This is a genomic window from Brachybacterium sp. P6-10-X1 (assembly GCF_001969445.1).
Taxonomy (GTDB): Bacteria; Actinomycetota; Actinomycetes; order Actinomycetales; family Dermabacteraceae; genus Brachybacterium.
In genome coordinates this window covers 3,004,630-3,022,019 of the sequence record NZ_CP017297.1, presented here as the reverse complement: position 1 = coordinate 3,022,019, position 17,390 = coordinate 3,004,630, and the positions used below count along the sequence as shown (strand labels likewise).

The following is a 17,390-nucleotide window of genomic DNA, read 5'->3' as shown; positions in this document are numbered from 1 at the left end:
GGGTCGGCGCAGCGGACGCGCTCGGCCCGCGCCGCGCGAGCGACGGGAGAAGCCCATGAGCACATCCACCACCGGCACCGGCACGGTCAAGCGCGGACTCGCCGAGATGCTGAAGGGCGGCGTCATCATGGACGTCGTCACGGCCGAGCAGGCACGGATCGCCGAGGACGCCGGCGCGGTCGCCGTCATGGCTCTGGAGCGCGTCCCCGCGGACATCCGCTCCCAGGGCGGCGTGGCCCGCATGAGCGACCCGGACCTCATCGACGCGATCACCGCCGAGGTGTCGATCCCGGTCATGGCCAAGGCTCGGATCGGCCACTTCGTCGAGGCGCAGGTGCTGCAACAGCTCGGCGTCGACTACGTCGACGAATCCGAGGTGCTCTCCCCCGCCGACTACGTGAATCACATCGACAAGCACCCCTTCACCGTGCCCTTCGTCTGCGGCGCGACGAATCTCGGCGAGGCCCTGCGTCGGATCACCGAGGGCGCCGCGATGATCCGCTCCAAGGGTGAGGCCGGCACCGGCGACGTCTCCGAGGCCACCAAGCACATCCGCACCATCACAGCGGAGATCCGGGCGCTGGCGGCCAAGAGCGAGGACGAGCTCTATGTCGCGGCCAAGGAGCTGCAGTCGCCGTACTCCCTGGTCAAGGAGATCGCCGAGACCGGCTCGCTGCCGGTGGTGCTGTTCACCGCGGGCGGGATCGCCACCCCGTCGGACGCCGCGATGATGATGCAGCTGGGGGCCGACGGGGTCTTCGTCGGATCCGGCATCTTCACGTCCGGCGATCCCGCCGCGCGGGCCGCCGCCATCGTCAAGGCCACCACCTTCTACGACGACCCCTCCGTGATCGCCGAGGTCTCGCGCGGGCTCGGCGAGGCGATGGTCGGGATCAACGTCGCCGACGTCCCCGCCCCGCACCGCCTGTCCGAGCGCGGTTGGTGAGTCCCGGCGGACCGTGCTCGGGGCCAGGACCAGGCTCGGGCTCGCGGATCGGGATCCTCGCCCTCCAGGGCGACGTCCGCGAGCATGCGCGGATGCTCGCGGGTCTCGACGCCGAGGTCGTGCTGGTGCGTCGGCCCGAGGATCTGACGAGGATCGGCGGCCTGGTGCTGCCCGGGGGTGAATCCAGCGTGATCGACCGACTGACCAGGACGTTCGGTCTCCGTGAGCCGTTGCGTACAGCGATCGCGGGGGGTCTGCCGGTGTACGGGACCTGCGCCGGGATGATCCTGCTGGCGGATCGGGTGGACGACGCGATCGTGGGTCAGCAGACGCTCGGGGGCCTCGACATGACCGTCCGACGCAATGCCTTCGGCCGCCAGAACGAGTCCTTCGAGACGGACCTCGCGGTGCCCGCGCTCGGATCACGCCCCGTCGCGGCGACCTTCATCCGCGCCCCGGAGGTGACCGAGGTCGGGCCGACGGTGGAGGTGCTCGCCGGCCTCGACGACGGCCGGATCGTCGCCGTCGAGCAGGGGAACCTGCTGGCCACGTCCTTCCATCCGGAGGTCTCCGGGGAGGACCGCTTCCACCGTCGTCTGCTGGAGCGGGTCGTCGGTCGCTGATCAGCGAGGCAGCAGCGGCGCGATCTCCCGGGCCCAGGCCGCGACCGCCGTCAGGTCCCGGAAGTCGCCGGTGGGAGTGCGCATGGACTTCAGCAGCAGCTGTTCATGGACCGGGATCCGGTCCATGAGCACCCAGCCGGGGAGGTTCTTCACCGCGACAGGGTCCAGGCCAGTGCGCTCGAGGAAGGTGTCGGTCGCCTTCTGCCGGCCGCCCCGGGCGGGATCGGCGGCCGAGCCGGAGCAGGAGAACAGCGCCAGGGGCAGCTCATCGATCTGTGCGCGATGCCTGTCCACCCAGCTCACGAACGATTTCTCGAACGACTCGACGCGCACGGCGGACCCGATGATCGCCGCCTCATGGTCGCCCGGATCCGGGTCCTCGGCGATATCGGCGAGCACAGGACTCAGCCCCTCCTCGCGCAAGGTCTCGACGAGGGTCTCGGCCAGGGTGCGGGTGGCGCCGGAGTGGGTCGCGTAGGCGACGAGCACGGTCATGGTGCTCATCCTTGCAGACGCGCTGTCCCGGCTTTCGGGACCGAGGTCACGCCGGGGGCGTCCATGGGGGCCGCACACATGGATCGACTGGCTCGGGAGTCGGGACGTCTTCCCCGGCGATGTCCCCGTGAACGCCCCAGCGGGTCCGGTGAGGCCCGGAACACGGTGCTCGAGAGCGACGTTCAGAACAGCCCGCGGGCGTGCACGTGTTTCGAACGACGTGCCCCATGGCAGATTTCACCTGCCAGGAGGGGGTTCTTCATGATCATCGACGGGCACGCCGCAGTCGCGATCTTTCCTCCACAATGGGTGGTTATCCACACCGCGCAGGTCGCGAGGTGAAGCGCAGGCCGTTGCGGTGGTGAGTCCAGGCCGTCGAGGGGTTGAGTGCACTCCGGGACCTGGCTGAACAGCTCGGTCAGGTCGGGCCGGACCGAGCTGGTTCGGATCGGTCTGTCACGGCCTCGGGGTTCGGTCTCGGGGTCGTGGGGTGGGGGTTGGTTCTGGTGTTCTCCGGGGTTGCCTTTCCTCCACATGGGGTGGTTATCCACATTTTCTGTGGGGTCGGGGTCGTGGGTTTCGATTGTCGGGGCTGGGTCGTAGTGTGGGAACACGTCGACATCGAGGTCGATGGTGTTGTCCGCAGTGGTGCGGGCGATGATTGTTCGGGATGGGAGGTGAGGGTCGTGGGTGAGGAGTTCGAGTCCGATCACGGGCCCGGCGACGGTCCCCCGGTGCCGTCCCGTCCCGTCTCCCGCGGCCCGTCCGGTCCCGATGCCGAGGATCGCCCCGCGCGGTCCTCTGCGAGTGCGTTCGGTCCGGTGGTTGATCGACACAAGCAGCGGGCCGAGGACCAGGCCACCGACGCCTCCGCACCCGATGGCCCGGCCTCCGATCCCTCGACCACCGCCGGGGACACGGTCTCTGCGGCCACGGCGTCTGGTGCTGCCGCTGATGGCCCTGCGGCCGCTGGTGATGCCGGGGCTGTGCTTCCGGTGCGGGCGTGGGCGGTGGATGCGCGGGTGCCGCTGACCGGTGAGCGGATGGTGAAACTCGCGGGCGTCGAGCCCGCCAGTGACCAGGCCTACCGCGTCCTTCACCTGCATGCGACGGTGCGTGAACGCACCATCCTCTACGCCCGCCAGCAGGAACTGCTGGTGGAGTTCTTCACCGACGACCCCGATACCGACGGGCTGATCGATGAGGCCGACATCTCCGCGATGAAGATCGCCACCGGCATGCGCCTCACCACCCGGCAGGCCGAACGACTCATCCGCGACGCCCACCGATCCGTGGACCTGCTCCCCGCCACGTTCACCCATCTCGCTGCCGGGGACATGCCCGAGGGGTTCCACCAATACCTGGTCCGTCACGTCCGCTCCCTCACCGACGAGCAAGTGGTGATGGTCGATGGGCACGTCGCTGGGTGGGATCTGAGAAACATCTCCCGGCACACGTTCGAGACCCACCTCAAGACGCTGATCGTCCGCATCACCGCCGGCACCCTCCCCACAGCACCGCAGACACAGCGGCGCGTCGATCTCGACGTCACCGACCCGGCGTGCGGGCTGGCCACGTTGATGGTGACGGGGCCGATCCCGGAGATCACAGACCTCGCCCACCGCCTGGACGTGACCGCCCTGGTGGTGCAGAAAGCCCAACGCGCCGCCCTGCACGACACAGACACCGGTGAGATCCCCTTCGACATCGACGAGACCCTCCGCGACCGCGGCAGACCCCTGTCGTTAGCGGCGCTGCGGTACGCGATCTTGACCCACTCGATGCTTGATACCGGCCCGGTGCCCGAACCCGCCAGCGTCTACAAGCTCCTGGTGACCGTCCCGGCCATGACGCTGCTCGGTATCGAGGACGCGCCGGGGTTGATCGAGGGCCTCACCCCGATCCCGGCCGAACAGGCCCGCGCCCTGGCCGCGGGGATGAACACCTGGCAGCGGATCCTCACCGACCCCACCACCGGGGCCTACCTCCCGGCCACCGCCGATACCTACACCCCCACTGCGGCGATGCGACTCCAACTCCGGCTGCGTCACCCCGTCTGCGCCGCTCCCGGCTGCACCCGCCCCACCGCGCTGGCGGCCGAGGATGACCACATTGAGGAGTTCAACCACCATGACCCCACCCAGGGTGGGGCGACGGACCTGGCGAACCTCCACCGCCTGTGCTGGCTGCACCACACGATCAAAACCGCCCGCCACATCGACCCCCACCGCGACAGTGCCGGGAACGGGGCGAACAGTCCCCCGGCAACGACCAGGCCTCCGGGCCCGCCACCGGAACTGCTCGACTTCCCGCCCGGGTCCCTGCACCTGGATCCTCTGCCGTTGGATCCTCTGCCGGGCCCCACTGCCCCGCGCGAGCATGCCCACGCGGTGGTGGAACCGACCGTGACCTGGTGGGACATCGACGACACCGTCCACACCACCACCCGAGACGACGTCGACCTCCTCACCCCCACCCTCGCCCGAGCACTCGATACCGCCTGGGCCGCCCACCACCGCGCCCGTGAGATCGCCCTCCACCACCGCGAGATCGAAGCCCGCCGCCCCCACCGCGACCGCGTCACCGAACAACGAACAGCAGAAGCCACGCGCTTCACCCAACGCCACCACGGCAGCTCCCACCCCGACCCCAACACCCCGCCCGACCACCGCCCCGACGACCCCCCCCCGTTCTAGGGAACGACGAGAGATCCCGGGCAGGCCGACACCGTGGCCCGGGAACCGCGCCGGGCTGATGCAGGGATCGGTCAAGGGGTGATCCGCGCCGCGACCTGAGACGACCTCAGGCGGTCGAGCTCGCCTCCAGCGCTGCCTGGGCGATGGCCTCGACGACCCCCAGCCCCCACTGCTCCAGCGCGGCGTCCTTCTCCGCCGGATCGGACCCGCCCACGGTGAGCAGCAGGCGGGCGCCGTGCCCGGTCCCGTCGATCAGCTCGAGGCGCACATGATCCCCCGGCTCGCCAGGCCCGGTATCGAAGGCGAGCAGCCTCGGCGCTCGGACCTCCGTCACGATGCCGAGCACGACCTCAGGCGCCTGCGGTGCCCGGAGCTCCTTGCCGATCTCCGGGACGGGATGCTCGATCTCGGGCTCCGCTGCACCGCCGAGGAAGAGTTCCCACGCGATCCCGGCAGAGCAGACGAGCTGGCGCTCGAAGCGGGCGGCCCAGCCCTGCGCGGTCGGCGTCACGACGGGCCGACCGAGCTCGAAGCGTCGGGCGAGCTCCTCGTGGCGCTCGCGGCGGGGGCCCGGATCGGGGACGTCCTCCTCGGCGATGACCGCGGTGAGTCCGGCGAGGCAGGCCTCCCACCCCGTTGCGAAGCTCGCGGCTCCGGCGGCGTCGTCGAAGGCGTGGGTGAGCACGAGCCGGGTTCCATCGCCGTCCTGGGACAGCTCGAACAGCAGTTCATCGGTGTCCCAGGAGAATCGGAGCCGGTACGGGATCACGCACTCGAGGACGGTGCCGGACTCCGCCTCGGTCCCGGCGAAGTCGGGGAAGCGGACCGTGCCGCCCTCGCGCAGCTCGAACTCCGGGGCGCCGGGGAACCATTGCGCGAGGTGCTCCGGCAGCGTGACGGCCCGCCAGACGCGATCGACCGGGTGCGGGTAGTGGCGCTGCACGACGACGGCCGAGCGTCCGTCGGCGTGGGTGAGCGTGGGGTCGGGGGTGGTCATGTCCGCTCCTCGTCCTGCATCTGATCCAACCGCTCACCAAGTCGGTCGAGCCGGTCCTCCCACAGCCAGCGGTACGGCTCCAGCCAGTCTGCGACCTCGGCGAACGCCTCGGGCCGCAGGGTGTACCAGCGGCGCTGGGCCTCGGCCTCGACCCGCACGAAACCGGCTTCGCGAAGCACTCGGAGCTGCTTGGAGACGATGGCCTGAGGCACGTCGAGTCGCTCCGCGAGGGCGCCGACGGTCGAGCGGCCGGCCCGCAGGGCATCGAGGAGGTCGCGGCGCAGAGGCAGCGCGAGCGCGGTGTAGGCAGTGGGCACGACCACTGTCTACCATCATCGGTATATACTCGTCAAGATATATTCCGGAGTCAGCGATGTTCACGGGAGTCTCGGCGAGGAGCGGCATCGCGCCGGGAGAACCAGGGCCCGGGCAGGGACCGGGATCCCGAGAGTCGGGCTCGCCGCCGCCCACGCGGCGCCGCGGCAGACCATGTCCTTGTCCCACTCCTTGTCCCAGGCGCCGAGGCGGCCGTCAGCGTCATGTCGATCGGGGTGTCGTCGGGACGCACCAGCTGGATCCACTCGTCCCGTCGGCCGAGGCCGATGCAGGGGATGGCGCAGGCCAGCGGGAACCTCGCCGCGCACTTCCCACGCAGATCGCCGAGCAGACCCTCGGCGACCTGCCGGCCCATCGCCGGGCCCGGGGGCGCAGGACATCCGCAACGGTCTGCCGCCGCTCCCGATCGCGCGGTGCGCGTCGTCCGACCCCGTAGTCCTCGCGGCCCCCAGTCCTCGCGACGAGGTCCGTCGATGGAACCGTCACGTCCCGAGCACAGCGAACGGCCGGTCCCGCTGCTCGGGACCGGCCGTCGCGATGGCTCAGCGCATCGCGTCTCAGGCCTGGGGGGCCACCAGCGAGGCGCCGACGGTGCGGGCGTTCTCGAACCGCTTCTGGACATCGGCCCAGTTCACGATGTTCCAGATCGCCTTGACGTAATCCGCCTTCACGTTCTGGTAGTCCAGGTAGAACGCGTGCTCCCACATGTCCAGCTGGAACAACGGGATCGTCGCCACCGGCACACCGTTCTGCTGATCATAGAACTGCTCGATCACCAGGTTCCCACCGACCGGCTCATAGGCCAGGATCGCCCAACCCGACCCCTGGATCCCCAGCGCCGCCGCCGTGAAATGAGCACGGAACGCGTCGAAGGACCCGAAGAACTCATCGATCGCGGCCGCCAGCTCACCGGTGGGCTTGTCGCCACCCTCCGGCGAGAGGTTCTTCCAGAAGATCGAGTGATTCGTGTGCCCACCGAGGTTGAACGCCAGATCCTTCGAGAACTGATTGATCGCCCCGAAGTCCTCCGACTCCCGAGCCGCCGCCAGCTTCTCCAACGCCGTGTTCGCACCCTTGACATAGGTCGCATGGTGCTTGGAGTGATGCAGCTCCATGATCCTGCCCGAGATCGAGGGATCCAGCGCCCCGTAGTCGTAGTCGAGATCCGGAAGCGTGTAGTCCGCCATGATCGGTCCTTTCGTCGAGGGGAGACCGTGGATACCTCGACCCTAAGACCTCAAGTGCACTTGAGGCCAAACCGTCCGGTCATTCGTCGTCATCCCGGTCCTCCTCCGCGCGAATGTCCGCGAGGCGGCGCGGACCGGCCCCGGTCGCGGCGAGGGCGTCGTCGGGATTCAGCAGCGCACAGGCCTTCAGCGACAGGCAGCCGCAGCCGATGCAGCCGGTGAGCTCGGCCTCGAGCCGCTCGAGCCCGCGCCGCCTCTCCTCCAGCTGCGCCTTCCAGCGCCGCGAAGCGCGCTGCCAGTCGGCATGCGACGGCGTGGTGTCCATCGGGACGTCCGCGAAAGCCACCTGCACATCGGCCAGCGGCACGCCCAAGCGCTTCGCGACGGAGATCAGCGAGACCCGACGCAGCATGTGGCGGGCGTAGCGGCGCTGGTTGCCGCTGGTGCGCACCGCGGCGATGAGATGGAGGTCCTCGTAGTAGCGCAGCGCCGAGGCGGCCACGCCGGTGCGCCGGCGCATCTCGCCGATGGTCAACAGCTCCTCGGGCTCGTGCGGCACGGACACCCTCACCCTCCTCCGCTTGACCTCAAGTGCACTTGAGATCTTACGGTCCTGGCAGCCGGAACGGGAAGGAGACCCTCATGACCTATGTGATCGCACAGCCCTGTGTGGACGTCAAGGACCGCGCCTGCATCGACGAGTGCCCCGTCGACTGCATCTACGAGGGCAACCGCTCCCTGTACATCCAGCCCGACGAATGCGTGGACTGCGGGGCCTGCGAGCCGGTGTGCCCCGTCGAGGCCATCTACTACGAGGACGACACCCCGGACCAGTGGGCCGAGTACTACAAGGCCAACGTCGAGTTCTTCGACGACCTGGGCTCGCCCGGCGGCGCCGCCAAGATGGGCGTGATCGACAAGGACCACCCGATCATCGAGGCGCTGCCCCCGCAGCCGAACCCGCTGGAATGATCTCTCAGTCGTCGGCGGGCGGGATGTTGTGGGTCAGACGGAACATGTTCTCGCCGTCCACCTCGGTCTTCACCTCGACGAGACGGTCGTAGATCTCCGGGATGTAGGCAGTGCGCACGTCCTCGGGGTCCGACTCGTCGCGGGAGAGGAAATTGATGTAGGCACCGCCGTCGCTCCAGGCCACCATCGACCCGATCAGTCGCTCCCCGTAGGCACGCACCACGTCGACCTGCTCCGGCGGCGCGACCCCGATCGTGAAGAAGGTGAAGGCGGCGCTCCGGCGGCCGACGGCGTTGCCGACCTCGGGTTCCCGGGCCAGAGCCCCGCCGAGCTGGCGCACCTCGACCAGGCTCATCGGTGACTCGGACTCGGCGCCGGCCAGCGAGATCATCGCCGAGATCGCCTCATCGGGCAGTTCTCCCAGCAGCGTGGTCCGCTCGTACGCCGGGATCGGACCGGCCGGATCGCTGTGGATCTGCTCCCAGTCGGTGAACGGGATCTCGGCGATCGAGTCGGTCAGCACCGGGGCCGCCGCGCGCAGCGGGGCGACCAACCGCTCGCCCTCGGAGGTCACACCGTCGTAGGAGACCCGCACGCTCACCACGAGTCTGCCGCGCACCGGCTCGGGCAGCGGTGCATCCGGCGGCACCCGCACGAAGGCGGCCGAGGTGGTGATCTCCTCCGGAGCCTGAGCGGCCCAGTCCCTCCATGCCGGCAGGACGTCCTCCGCGAACTCGGCGGCGAACAGGAGCGCGCCGGCGTACAGCGTCGGGACAGGGAAGAGTCCGACGTCCATCGAGGTCACGATGCCGAAGTTCCCCTTCCCGCCGCGCGCCGCCCAGAAGAGGTCCTCCTCGCACTCGGGACTCGCCTCGCGCAGCTCCCCGTCGGCCGTGACGATCTCCAGACGGGAGACGTGGTCGGCCGCGTAGCCGTGCCGGCGGCCGATCGCGGGGCTCAGGCCGCCGCCGAGGGTGTACCCCACGACGCCGACGCTGCCGGAGGACCCGGCGAGACCGGCCAGACCGTGGTCCGCCGCGCGTTCGGCGAGCTCGCCCCAGCGCACCCCGGGGCCGAGGGTCGCGGCCGAGCGGTGCTCGTCGATCCGGATGCGATCCATCGCTGCGGTGTTGACCACGATCCCGCCGTCGAAGGGGACCGAGGCCTGGTGACCGGTCGCCATCACGGCGACCGGCAGGTCCTGGCGCCCCGCATAGCGCACGGCCTCCTGGACGTGGTGGGAGTGATGGGCGAGGACGACGGCCTCGGGATGGTGGTCGATCGAGATGTTGAACCGGGCCAGGGACTCCTCGTAGCCCGGGTCACCGGGCCGGAGCCACGGGGCGGGAGGGCCCTCGCCATGGGCGGGTGCGGGGTGGAACGCGGCGGCTCCGGTCACGCCGGCTGCGCCGAGGACCCCGCCCGCGCGGAGCAGGGCGCGACGTTCCAGGGGCGTGGTGGTGAGATGGTGCGGATCGTTCCTGGGCATGGGGAGAACCTCGTCCTCGTCATGGCACGCTGCGCGGACTCCGTCCGGGCGGTGCCGGGATGATCTGAGGCGCGCATCAGGGATCCGGCCGGCGCGCGGGGCCGGTGGCGCTCGACATCGAGCGCGGGTCCTGCCCGGAGCCGAGCCCCGGGTCCATGCACATCACTCCTCGTGACGATGATCCGTGGATCCGGGCGACGGTACAAGGTGGCGTCGGCGGTGCCAAGGGAATTTGGTGGCGGATTCCCGACGGTCTCGATCTGACACGCGTGGAAAGGTCTCGTGATCCGTCCCCGGCGCTCTCTACACTGCAGGTATGTCGATATCTGCCACGGATGTGAGACCCCAGGCCGAGGCGCCGCTGAGCATCGGGGGCCTCACGGCTCTCACCGGTGTCACCCCCCGCTCCCTGCGGTACTACGAGGAGAAGGGGTTGCTGTCGGCACGGCGCACCCCGGCAGGACACCGCCGCTACGACCACGAGGCGGTGGATCGCGTGGTGCTGATCCAGCGCCTGTTCGCCGCGGGGCTCACGAGCTCCGAGATCCGACCGGTCCTGCCCGGCATGATCGCCGAGGAGCACCGCACCGGGGCCCTGGTGTCCGCCCTGCGCGGCTATCGCGACCGGCTGCGGCAGGAGGTCGCCCGGCAGGTGGACACGATCGACATCCTCGATGAGGTGATCGATGAGCAGGACCGGGCATGATGGGGCGATGCGTGAGCCCAAGCGATACTCCGCCGGGGACTGGTCCCTGACCTTCGGCCTGGCCGCGGTCGGGTGCCTGGTGATCCCGGCCGTCGGGGACATGATCTCCGCCCCGGTCGCGGTGACCGCGGTCGTTCTCGGGCTGATCGGCATCGGTCGCCACGACACGGGGGCGGCCCCGAAGGTGCTCCCGGCCGCCATCGGGACCGCGCTCGGTGCTCTGGCGCTGTTCCTCGTCGTCCTGATGCTGGTCGTCATGGGGCCGGGGGGATGACGGCGGCGCCGCCGGAGAACCGACGCCGGGGAGATCTCCGTCGTGCCAGACTTCCGCCTATGAGCGAGAGCATCTCCTGGCGGACCCTCCTTCCCGGCCAGCGCGCGAGGATCCGCGTCTGGGACCGCGCGAGCGGTGCCGTGCGCACGGTGCACGAGTCCGGCCAGCGCCTCTACGAGGCGCCGAACTGGACCGACGACGGGCGCCTGCTGGTCAACGGGGACGGGAGGCTGTGGTTCCTGCCGGCCGACGGGTCCGCCGCGCCCGAGCCGTTCGACGCGCCGGGGCTGCCGCCGGTGAACAACGACCACGTGCTCGCACCCGACGGCTCCGGAGTCTTCGCGTCGGCCGGCGACCACCACATCTGGCACGTGCCCTTCGGCGGCGGCCCGATCCGTCGGGTGACCCACGAGGACGGTCCCCTGCACTTCCTGCACGGGGTGAGCCCGGACGGCACGCAGCTCGCCTACGTGCGCCTGGAGCCGCAGGGCGGGGACCTCCCGGCCTCCGCCCGGATCCACCTGATCGGAGTGGACGGCCGCGGGGACCGCGCGGTGACGACCGATCCCGGTCCGGCCGACGGCTGCGTCTTCACCCCCGACGGGCGATGGATCCTCTTCAACACCGAGCAGTTCTCCACCTCGCCGGGCCATGCCCAGCTGGCACGGATCCGGCCCGACGGCACCAGGCTCGAGCAGCTCACGGCCGATGAGCGGGTCAACTGGTTCCCGCAGGTCGCCCCCACCGGGGACGTCGCCTGCTACGTGAGCTTCCCGCCCGGCACCATCGGCCATCCCGAGAACCGGCCCGTGCAGCTGCGGCTGGTGCGGGTCGGGGCGTGGCAGGAGCCGACGACGCTGGTCTCGCTGCACGGCGGCCAGGGGACGATGAACGTCCCCAGCTGGGCGCCGGACGGCTCGGCCTTCGCCTTCGTCGACTACCCGGTGCCGGGAGAGGCCGGCGCGACGGCGGGCTGACCGGTCTCGGGGACGAACGGCAGCACGAGGTGGAGCCGGGCACCACCGACGGGCGACCGCGTGAGCTCGAGCGATCCGCCGCGGGCCTCCGCGCGGGAGCGGTGCCGGGCGAGGCCGGAGAGGACCGTCGGCCCGGCCGGCGGGCCCGAGCCGTCGTCGTCGACGGTCACGTCGAGCATCCAGAGGGCCTCGGTGTCCTGCGCGATCTCGATGGTGACCGTGACCGCCTCCGCCCTGCCGTGCTTGAGCGCGTTGGTGACGGCCTCCTCGACCGCATACACGGCCACCAGGCGGTCCACCAGCGGCAGCGGGGACCCGTGTTCGTGCACGATATCGCGCATCCGCGGGCCCAGGACCACCGTGGTGGCCACGCTCGTGGGCAGGCGGTCCAGCAGGGCGCAGATCGCCTCGTAGGTGCCGAGGTCGGCACCGGAGGGGAACAGGCTGTGGCTGAGGGAGCGCACCTGCTCCTCGCGCAGCTCGTCGAGGTCCGCGGCCCATTCGCGCAGCGTCGGGACCCACCTCCCGGAGCCCGAGCCCTCGAGGTCGGCGGCCGCGTGGTCCAGACCGCTCGCGATGACCACCAGGCGATGCTGCACGGTGCCGTGCAGGCGATCGGCGACCATCCGGCGCACGCGCAGCTCCTCTCCCTCCAGCTCCGCGATCGCCTGCCGTGCCCGGCCCTCCTCCGCCTCCCGTCGCTCCCGCTCCCGGTCCTCACGCACCAGCAGCGCACCCACCAGGAGACCGGCACCGAGCGCCACCGAATAGCCGGTCATCCCCGTGGCCCACACGACGGCTGCCGGCGGGCCGCCGTCGGCCGCGATGGCGGGAAGCAGTAGCAGGGTCCGCACCAGGGCCTGGACCACGACGAGGCCCACGCCCACACCGAGCCGGAGCCACCAGAGCCGGACCAGCACCGCGAGGAGCAGGATCGCGGCCACCAGCACCAGCCCGATCACCAGGGTCACCCCTCCGACCCACCAGATCAGCGGGGCCGCCGGGCCCCCCGCGCTCCACTCGATGGCCTGTTCAGCGACCAGCACGGCGAAGCCCACCATGTTCAGCACGCCGACGGAGGCCACGACCCCCAGGCGCCGGCCCCTCATCGCTGCCATGTGCGGCCCGTCTGCTCGAGAAAGATCAGCACGGCGCGGACGCGCCTGTTCGCTCCCTCGCCGTCGACCCCGAGGCGGCGGTAGATGGCCAGCAGATGGCTCTCCACCGAGCGCTCGGAGAGGTGCAGCCGCCCGGCGACCGCCTCGTTCGACAGACCTTCGGCGACAAGCCGCAGCACATCGAACTGTGCGGCGGTGAGCCCCGCGACCGGTGTCCCGGCACGGGGGCGCGAGCGCTGCACGAGGCTGGGATCGATGACCGTCTCGCCGTCGGCGGTCGCCTCGATCGCGCCGAGCAGCACGTCCCGGGTGAAGGAGGAGCGCTTGGAGAGGTAGCTCCAGGGCTCGCTGACCTCGTCCTGGACCGACAGGAACAGGCCCATCACGTCGAGACTGGACAGCAGCATGATGGCGATCCGGGGGTCGGCCCTCTGCAGGTCGAGGCCGAGCTTCACGCCGTTGCCGTCGCCGAGGTTCACGTCGAGCAGGGCGATGTCCGTGCTGCGCGGTGAGATCGCGAGCCGCGCGGCCGCCGCGCTGTCGAGCTCGTGGACGACACGCATCCCGTCGGCTGCGTCGATCGTCCGGGCCAGCATCGAGCGCATCAGCGCCTCGTCCTCGACGACGCTCACGCGCAGCGGACGAGCGCGCCGTCCGGCAGCACCTCCGCTGCGCATGGCCACTCCTCCCCGATCCCGCCCGGTGCGCGGGAGCTGGCACCACAGTATCTGCGTGTTTCCACGCACGGTCGCCGACGACTCTGCCGTTCCTGACGCCTACTGGTCTCACCAGCATAAAGGGCCGGTACGGACCGGCAGGACGGAGCAGGGGCCATGACCACCGAGAACACCCGGAACACGCAGACCATCACCGAGGAGCGCGAGCCCTCCCAGCGTCGTCGCAAGCTGCTGGCGATCACCGCCGGCGGGCTCGTGCTCGGGCTCGGGGGAGTCCTGACGCTCGCGTCGTGGACGGATACCGAGTCCGCCCAGGGCAGCTTCGCCGCCGGTTCCTTCGCCCTCGAGAGCAGCTCCGACGGCGAGACCTTCGCGGCCACCGCCCCGGAGTCTCCCCTGACGCTGGACTTCGACGGGCTGGCGGACAACCTCTCCCCCTCGGACTCGGCCACCGCGGTGTACGCGGTGCGTCTGGAACAGTCCTCGGACTACGCGGCGACCGTGGACGGTGCCGTGACGGCGACCGGCACCGCCGCGGACAACCTGACCTTCACGATCCAGCAGGTCAACGACATCGACGCCACGGAGACGATCGGCACGATGATCAGCTCGGAGTCCGTCACCGGGGGGACCACCCACGACGACATCTTCGATCTCACCTCCCTCGAGGAAGTGGTGTACCTGAAGGTCACCGTCACCGCGGACTCGGAGCTCGCGCAGAACGAGACGGCCGACGTCACCTGGACGCTGACCGGCACCTCGGGCAGCTCGCTGGCCTGATGTCCGCGCGCCAGGAGACCCGGGAGGGCACGGCCCGTCCCGCCAGGGTGCTCGGCCTCCTGGCGGGCGGGCTCGCCCTCGGCATGGCGAGCGCCGTGACCGTGGCGGCCTGGCACGACCCGCAGGCGGCCTCGGCCACGTTCACCGCCGGCACCTTCGAAACCCAGTCGCAGACAGCCGGCAGCGACTGGGCCCACCACGGCCCCGGGGATCCCGCGATCCTCGCGACGGACCTCACCGGGCTCGCGCCGGGCGGGACCTATGTGGCCCCGACCGCAGGCGATTCCCACTACGGCTGGCTCAACCTCCGCACCGCCTCGGGATCCACCCGGGGCGGGACGGTGCAGCTCGACGAGGTCTCCGCCGAGGGTGCTCTGGCCCAGGCGCTCGAGTACCGGGTGGTCGTCCGGGAGGCCTCGATCGCCCAGTGCACCGCGTCGGACTTCAGCGCCGGGGCGACCTACCTCGCCGGCGGCCCGGACTCCTATCAGGTGTTCGGCACCGGGATGGACGGGACGAGCGCCGAGATCGGCGCGGACGCCCAGGACTCCCTCGGCCTCTGCCTGGACCTGCGGGTGGCCGCTCCCCGTGACGGCGACGCCGGCGGGGACGTGCAGGGCACGAGCTCGCCCGTGGGCCTGTCCGTCACGATCTCCCAGCTCTGACCGATCATCCCCGACCACCTGGACCCGCACGGAGGGGACTCCCCATGACCCAGACCACCGCGACCTCCGATACCCCCGTCCTCCGGCGCACTCGCCCGCGCACCCGCAACCGCACCCGCGGTGCGCTGCGCGTCCTCGGCGATGTGCTCCTGTGGGCCGCCGCGGCGCTCGGACTGCTGTGCGCCGTCCTCGCCGTGCTCACCTCGTTCCTCGGGTTCCAGGTGATGCTGTTCAGCTCGGGGTCGATGGAGCCGACGATCCCGGTGGGCTCCGCCGCCCTGGTGAGATCGATCGAGGCGGCCGACGTGGAGGAGGGAGACATCGTCACGGTGGATCGCGGGGCCGGCGAGCTCCCGGTCACCCACCGCGTGGTCGCGATCGACGATGCCGACCGGGCGGACGCCCGTCTCCTCACCCTGCGTGGCGATGCCAACGAGCAGGATGATCCTGCTCCGTACGAGGTCACCGAGGTCTCCCGCGTGGTCTTCTCCGTCCCCGGCATCGCCCCGCTGGTCGCGCAGCTGGGAACCTCCAGGATGCTCGCGCCGCTGGGCATGATCGCCGCCGCGTTCGTCATCTGGGGCCTGTGGCCCCGGTCGCCGGCGAGGAGCCGGGGATGACCGCGACCCGACGGATCGCCACCGCCGTCGCCGCCTTCGTCCTCCTGCTCGCCCTGTCCCCGCTCGCGCGGGCCGAGGGGACCGAGCAGCTCGTGCAAGGTCGCTCCCTGGAGCTGGTCTCGGTGACCTCCGGCGGGGCGGAGACCCTCGCCCCCGGTGACACCATGGCATGGGCCGTGAAGATCTCGGCTCCGGGGGTCGAGGACGGAGCCATCTCGCGGACCCTGGTGGTCGGCGGTGACCTCGCCGAGCACGTCGAGGTGAGCGTCGAGGCCTGCGCCGCTCGGCCGGCCTCCACGACGTGCCCCGGTGGGACGAGCCTGCTCGAGGGCCGCGGGACCCCCTCCGGCGGGTCCTACGACCTCGGCTCCCAGGCGGCCACCGACCATCAGTGGCTGCTGGTCCGGGTGGGCCTTCCCGACGGGACGGCGGAGGACGTCCAGTCCCTGGCGGGCACGCTGAGCCTGCGGGCGCGGGGAGTCGGCGACGATCTCTCCGTCTCGCCGGGTGGGGGCACCGGCGACGAATCCGGCGGAGCCTCCGTCGACGGGTCCGGAGGGTCCGGGGACTCCACCGGGGGAACCCGTCCGTCCCACGGCACATCCGACGATGCCGCGTCGGGATCCGGCGGCTTCGACACGGGGAGCACCGGGTCCTCGGGGAACGCACCGGCCGATCAGGTGCCGCTCGGGTTCCTCGCCGCCACCGGCATGGCCGTGGCCGTCTGGCTGCTCGCTGCGGCAGCCATTCTGCTGCTCGGGGCCTCGCTGCACCGGGGACGGCGCGCACTGACCAGGAACGACGAGCAGGACGAGGACGGCACACCATGACGACCACCGACTCCCGACGGACCGGACGCCGACGCCTCGCGCTGACCGCCGGACTGGTGCTCACCACGGCGACGGGCTTCGGTCTCGCCGCCGGCCCGCTCGACGCCACGGCGCCCCAGCTGACCGATGCCGCCTGGGTGTCCGAGGAGACGGCCGGCCTGACGGCGAGCGCGGCGTCGGTCTCCCCGGCCGTGACCACGTGCGAAGGACGCAACGGGGCCCCGAACCTGCTGCATCTGGACACCTCCGCGGACGGCCTGCCGGTCTCGGGGTACCTGGTGACGATCACCGTCGACGGCGGCGCACCCGACGGCTGGAACAGCGGCCAGACGTCCGAGGGCTACCCCCTCGTCCCGGCCGACAGTCCGACGTACGTGCCGGCGACGACCTCCACGGTCGCCTGGGGCATCACCGGGGGCTGGAACCAGGCCTGGGCGGGCGACGTGAGCGTCGAAGCGGTCGGCCCCGGCGGATGGTCCTCACCGCCCGTCAGCCACGAATGGGCCATCGGCTTCGACTTTCTCGGTGGGGGCTACGGGTCCTGCACCTGAGGTCGGAGCCTGGCGCCGATGTCGGCCGACGTGCCATGCTCGGGCCACGGACGATCGCGAGCCACGAGGAGTTCTGACATGACCCGGACCGACATTCCCGAACCCGTCGACTCCTTCGTCGAGGCCGTCAACCGGCACGACGAGCAGGCCTTCCTCGACGCCTTCACCGGCGACGGCGTGGTCGACGACTGGGGGCGGGTGTTCCCCGACCGTGATGCCATCAAGACCTGGAGCGACACGGAGTTCCTCGGCGCCCGAGGGGTGCTCACCCCGGAGGAGGTCGCCGTCGACGGCAACCGCATCACCGTGATCGGCGACTGGCGCAGCAATCACGCCAACGGCCGCAGCTCCTTCACCTTCGACATCGACGGAGGTCGCATCGCGCGGATGACGATCCGCGAGGGGTGAGGGCCCCGGGCGCCCGGACGACCGGCGGCCTGTGGTCCGCGCC

21 protein-coding genes are annotated in these 17,390 nt (G+C 71.0%); 13 read left to right on the top strand and 8 right to left on the bottom strand.

Going from position 1 to position 17,390, the window contains the following annotated elements; translation table 11 throughout:
- Nucleotides 1-55 precede the first annotated feature (55 nt).
- Nucleotides 56-946, top strand: a complete 891-nt coding sequence (gene pdxS / locus BH708_RS13670; RefSeq protein ID WP_076809485.1) for a pyridoxal 5'-phosphate synthase lyase subunit PdxS — start codon at nucleotides 56-58, stop codon at nucleotides 944-946.
- The gene (gene pdxT, locus BH708_RS13665; protein WP_076809483.1) at nucleotides 943-1,569 is read left to right on the top strand and encodes a pyridoxal 5'-phosphate synthase glutaminase subunit PdxT; all 627 of its coding nucleotides are present in this window, start codon (nucleotides 943-945) and stop codon (nucleotides 1,567-1,569) included. Before pdxS ends, pdxT begins: the two co-directional genes overlap by 4 nt.
- Here the strand turns inward: pdxT and BH708_RS13660 are convergent, their stop codons facing one another.
- Nucleotides 1,570-2,064 carry a flavodoxin domain-containing protein gene (locus tag BH708_RS13660; protein WP_076809481.1) on the bottom strand — a complete coding sequence of 165 codons (495 nt, stop codon included), beginning with the start codon at nucleotides 2,062-2,064 and terminating at the stop codon, nucleotides 1,570-1,572. It lies immediately after the preceding gene.
- 821 nt (nucleotides 2,065-2,885) lie between these two features.
- On the opposite strand from BH708_RS13660, the gene BH708_RS20515 reads away from it, so the two are divergent.
- A complete protein-coding gene (locus BH708_RS20515; protein WP_157235968.1) occupies nucleotides 2,886-4,760 on the top strand; it encodes a DUF222 domain-containing protein in 1,875 nt (624 codons plus the stop codon).
- Between the two features lie 106 nt (nucleotides 4,761-4,866).
- On the opposite strand, the gene BH708_RS13650 is transcribed toward BH708_RS20515, so the two are convergent.
- The 4 genes from BH708_RS13650 to soxR form a co-directional block, all read right to left on the bottom strand.
- Nucleotides 4,867-5,757 (bottom strand): SRPBCC family protein, encoded by an 891-nt coding sequence (locus tag BH708_RS13650; protein WP_076809477.1) that lies wholly within the window; start codon nucleotides 5,755-5,757, stop codon nucleotides 4,867-4,869.
- Nucleotides 5,754-6,074, bottom strand: a complete 321-nt coding sequence (locus BH708_RS13645) for a helix-turn-helix transcriptional regulator (RefSeq protein ID WP_076811310.1) — start codon at nucleotides 6,072-6,074, stop codon at nucleotides 5,754-5,756. The genes BH708_RS13650 and BH708_RS13645 overlap by 4 nt, the downstream gene beginning before the upstream one ends.
- Nucleotides 6,075-6,650: 576 nt before the next feature.
- Nucleotides 6,651-7,280, bottom strand: coding sequence for a superoxide dismutase (locus BH708_RS13640; RefSeq protein ID WP_076807342.1), 630 nt, complete (start codon nucleotides 7,278-7,280; stop codon nucleotides 6,651-6,653).
- Between the two features lie 79 nt (nucleotides 7,281-7,359).
- A complete protein-coding gene (soxR, locus tag BH708_RS13635) occupies nucleotides 7,360-7,851 on the bottom strand; it encodes a redox-sensitive transcriptional activator SoxR (protein WP_256386287.1) in 492 nt (163 codons plus the stop codon).
- Nucleotides 7,852-7,922: 71 nt separating this feature from the next.
- On the opposite strand from soxR, the gene fdxA reads away from it, so the two are divergent.
- Nucleotides 7,923-8,252, top strand: coding sequence for a ferredoxin (gene fdxA, locus BH708_RS13630; RefSeq protein ID WP_076809475.1), 330 nt, complete (start codon nucleotides 7,923-7,925; stop codon nucleotides 8,250-8,252).
- A 4-nt stretch (nucleotides 8,253-8,256) separates the two neighbouring features.
- Here the strand turns inward: fdxA and BH708_RS13625 are convergent, their stop codons facing one another.
- Nucleotides 8,257-9,741 carry an FAD-binding oxidoreductase gene (locus tag BH708_RS13625; RefSeq protein WP_076809473.1) on the bottom strand — a complete coding sequence of 495 codons (1,485 nt, stop codon included), beginning with the start codon at nucleotides 9,739-9,741 and terminating at the stop codon, nucleotides 8,257-8,259.
- A 316-nt stretch (nucleotides 9,742-10,057) separates the two neighbouring features.
- Between BH708_RS13625 and BH708_RS13620 the strand changes: the two genes are divergently transcribed.
- Genes BH708_RS13620 through BH708_RS13610 form a run of 3 tightly spaced genes read left to right on the top strand, consistent with a single transcriptional unit; the run spans nucleotide 10,058 to nucleotide 11,698 of the window.
- Nucleotides 10,058-10,447, top strand: coding sequence for a MerR family transcriptional regulator (locus BH708_RS13620; RefSeq protein WP_083713598.1), 390 nt, complete (start codon nucleotides 10,058-10,060; stop codon nucleotides 10,445-10,447).
- 7 nt (nucleotides 10,448-10,454) lie between these two features.
- Entirely contained in the window at nucleotides 10,455-10,721 is a 267-nt protein-coding gene (locus BH708_RS13615) for a hypothetical protein (protein WP_083713596.1), read from the top strand.
- A gap of 59 nt (nucleotides 10,722-10,780) precedes the next feature.
- Entirely contained in the window at nucleotides 10,781-11,698 is a 918-nt protein-coding gene (locus tag BH708_RS13610) for a PD40 domain-containing protein (protein ID WP_076809469.1), read from the top strand.
- Here BH708_RS13610 and BH708_RS13605 read toward each other — a convergent pair.
- Nucleotides 11,659-12,816 carry a sensor histidine kinase gene (locus tag BH708_RS13605; RefSeq protein ID WP_157235965.1) on the bottom strand — a complete coding sequence of 386 codons (1,158 nt, stop codon included), beginning with the start codon at nucleotides 12,814-12,816 and terminating at the stop codon, nucleotides 11,659-11,661. The genes BH708_RS13610 and BH708_RS13605 overlap by 40 nt on opposite strands.
- On the bottom strand, nucleotides 12,804-13,493 hold the full coding sequence (locus BH708_RS13600) for a response regulator transcription factor (protein WP_076809465.1): 690 nt from the start codon (nucleotides 13,491-13,493) through the stop codon (nucleotides 12,804-12,806). Before BH708_RS13600 ends, BH708_RS13605 begins: the two co-directional genes overlap by 13 nt.
- A gap of 156 nt (nucleotides 13,494-13,649) precedes the next feature.
- Here BH708_RS13600 and BH708_RS13595 point away from each other — a divergent pair, with 156 nt between their 5' ends.
- The 6 genes from BH708_RS13595 to BH708_RS13570 all read left to right on the top strand — a co-directional run bounded on the left by BH708_RS13595 (nucleotide 13,650) and on the right by BH708_RS13570 (nucleotide 17,347).
- Nucleotides 13,650-14,273: a SipW-dependent-type signal peptide-containing protein gene (locus BH708_RS13595; RefSeq protein WP_076809463.1), complete on the top strand. Its 624-nt coding sequence runs from the start codon at nucleotides 13,650-13,652 to the stop codon at nucleotides 14,271-14,273.
- Nucleotides 14,273-14,938, top strand: a complete 666-nt coding sequence (locus BH708_RS13590) for a SipW-dependent-type signal peptide-containing protein (RefSeq protein WP_076809461.1) — start codon at nucleotides 14,273-14,275, stop codon at nucleotides 14,936-14,938. Before BH708_RS13595 ends, BH708_RS13590 begins: the two co-directional genes overlap by 1 nt.
- 44 nt (nucleotides 14,939-14,982) lie before the next feature.
- Nucleotides 14,983-15,558, top strand: coding sequence for a signal peptidase I (locus BH708_RS13585; protein ID WP_076809459.1), 576 nt, complete (start codon nucleotides 14,983-14,985; stop codon nucleotides 15,556-15,558).
- Nucleotides 15,555-16,388, top strand: coding sequence for a hypothetical protein (locus tag BH708_RS13580; protein ID WP_157235962.1), 834 nt, complete (start codon nucleotides 15,555-15,557; stop codon nucleotides 16,386-16,388). Before BH708_RS13585 ends, BH708_RS13580 begins: the two co-directional genes overlap by 4 nt.
- Nucleotides 16,385-16,939, top strand: coding sequence for a hypothetical protein (locus BH708_RS13575; protein WP_076809455.1), 555 nt, complete (start codon nucleotides 16,385-16,387; stop codon nucleotides 16,937-16,939). Before BH708_RS13580 ends, BH708_RS13575 begins: the two co-directional genes overlap by 4 nt.
- A gap of 78 nt (nucleotides 16,940-17,017) precedes the next feature.
- Nucleotides 17,018-17,347 (top strand): nuclear transport factor 2 family protein, encoded by a 330-nt coding sequence (locus tag BH708_RS13570; protein ID WP_076809453.1) that lies wholly within the window; start codon nucleotides 17,018-17,020, stop codon nucleotides 17,345-17,347.
- The last annotated feature ends 43 nt before the right edge of the window (nucleotides 17,348-17,390 follow it).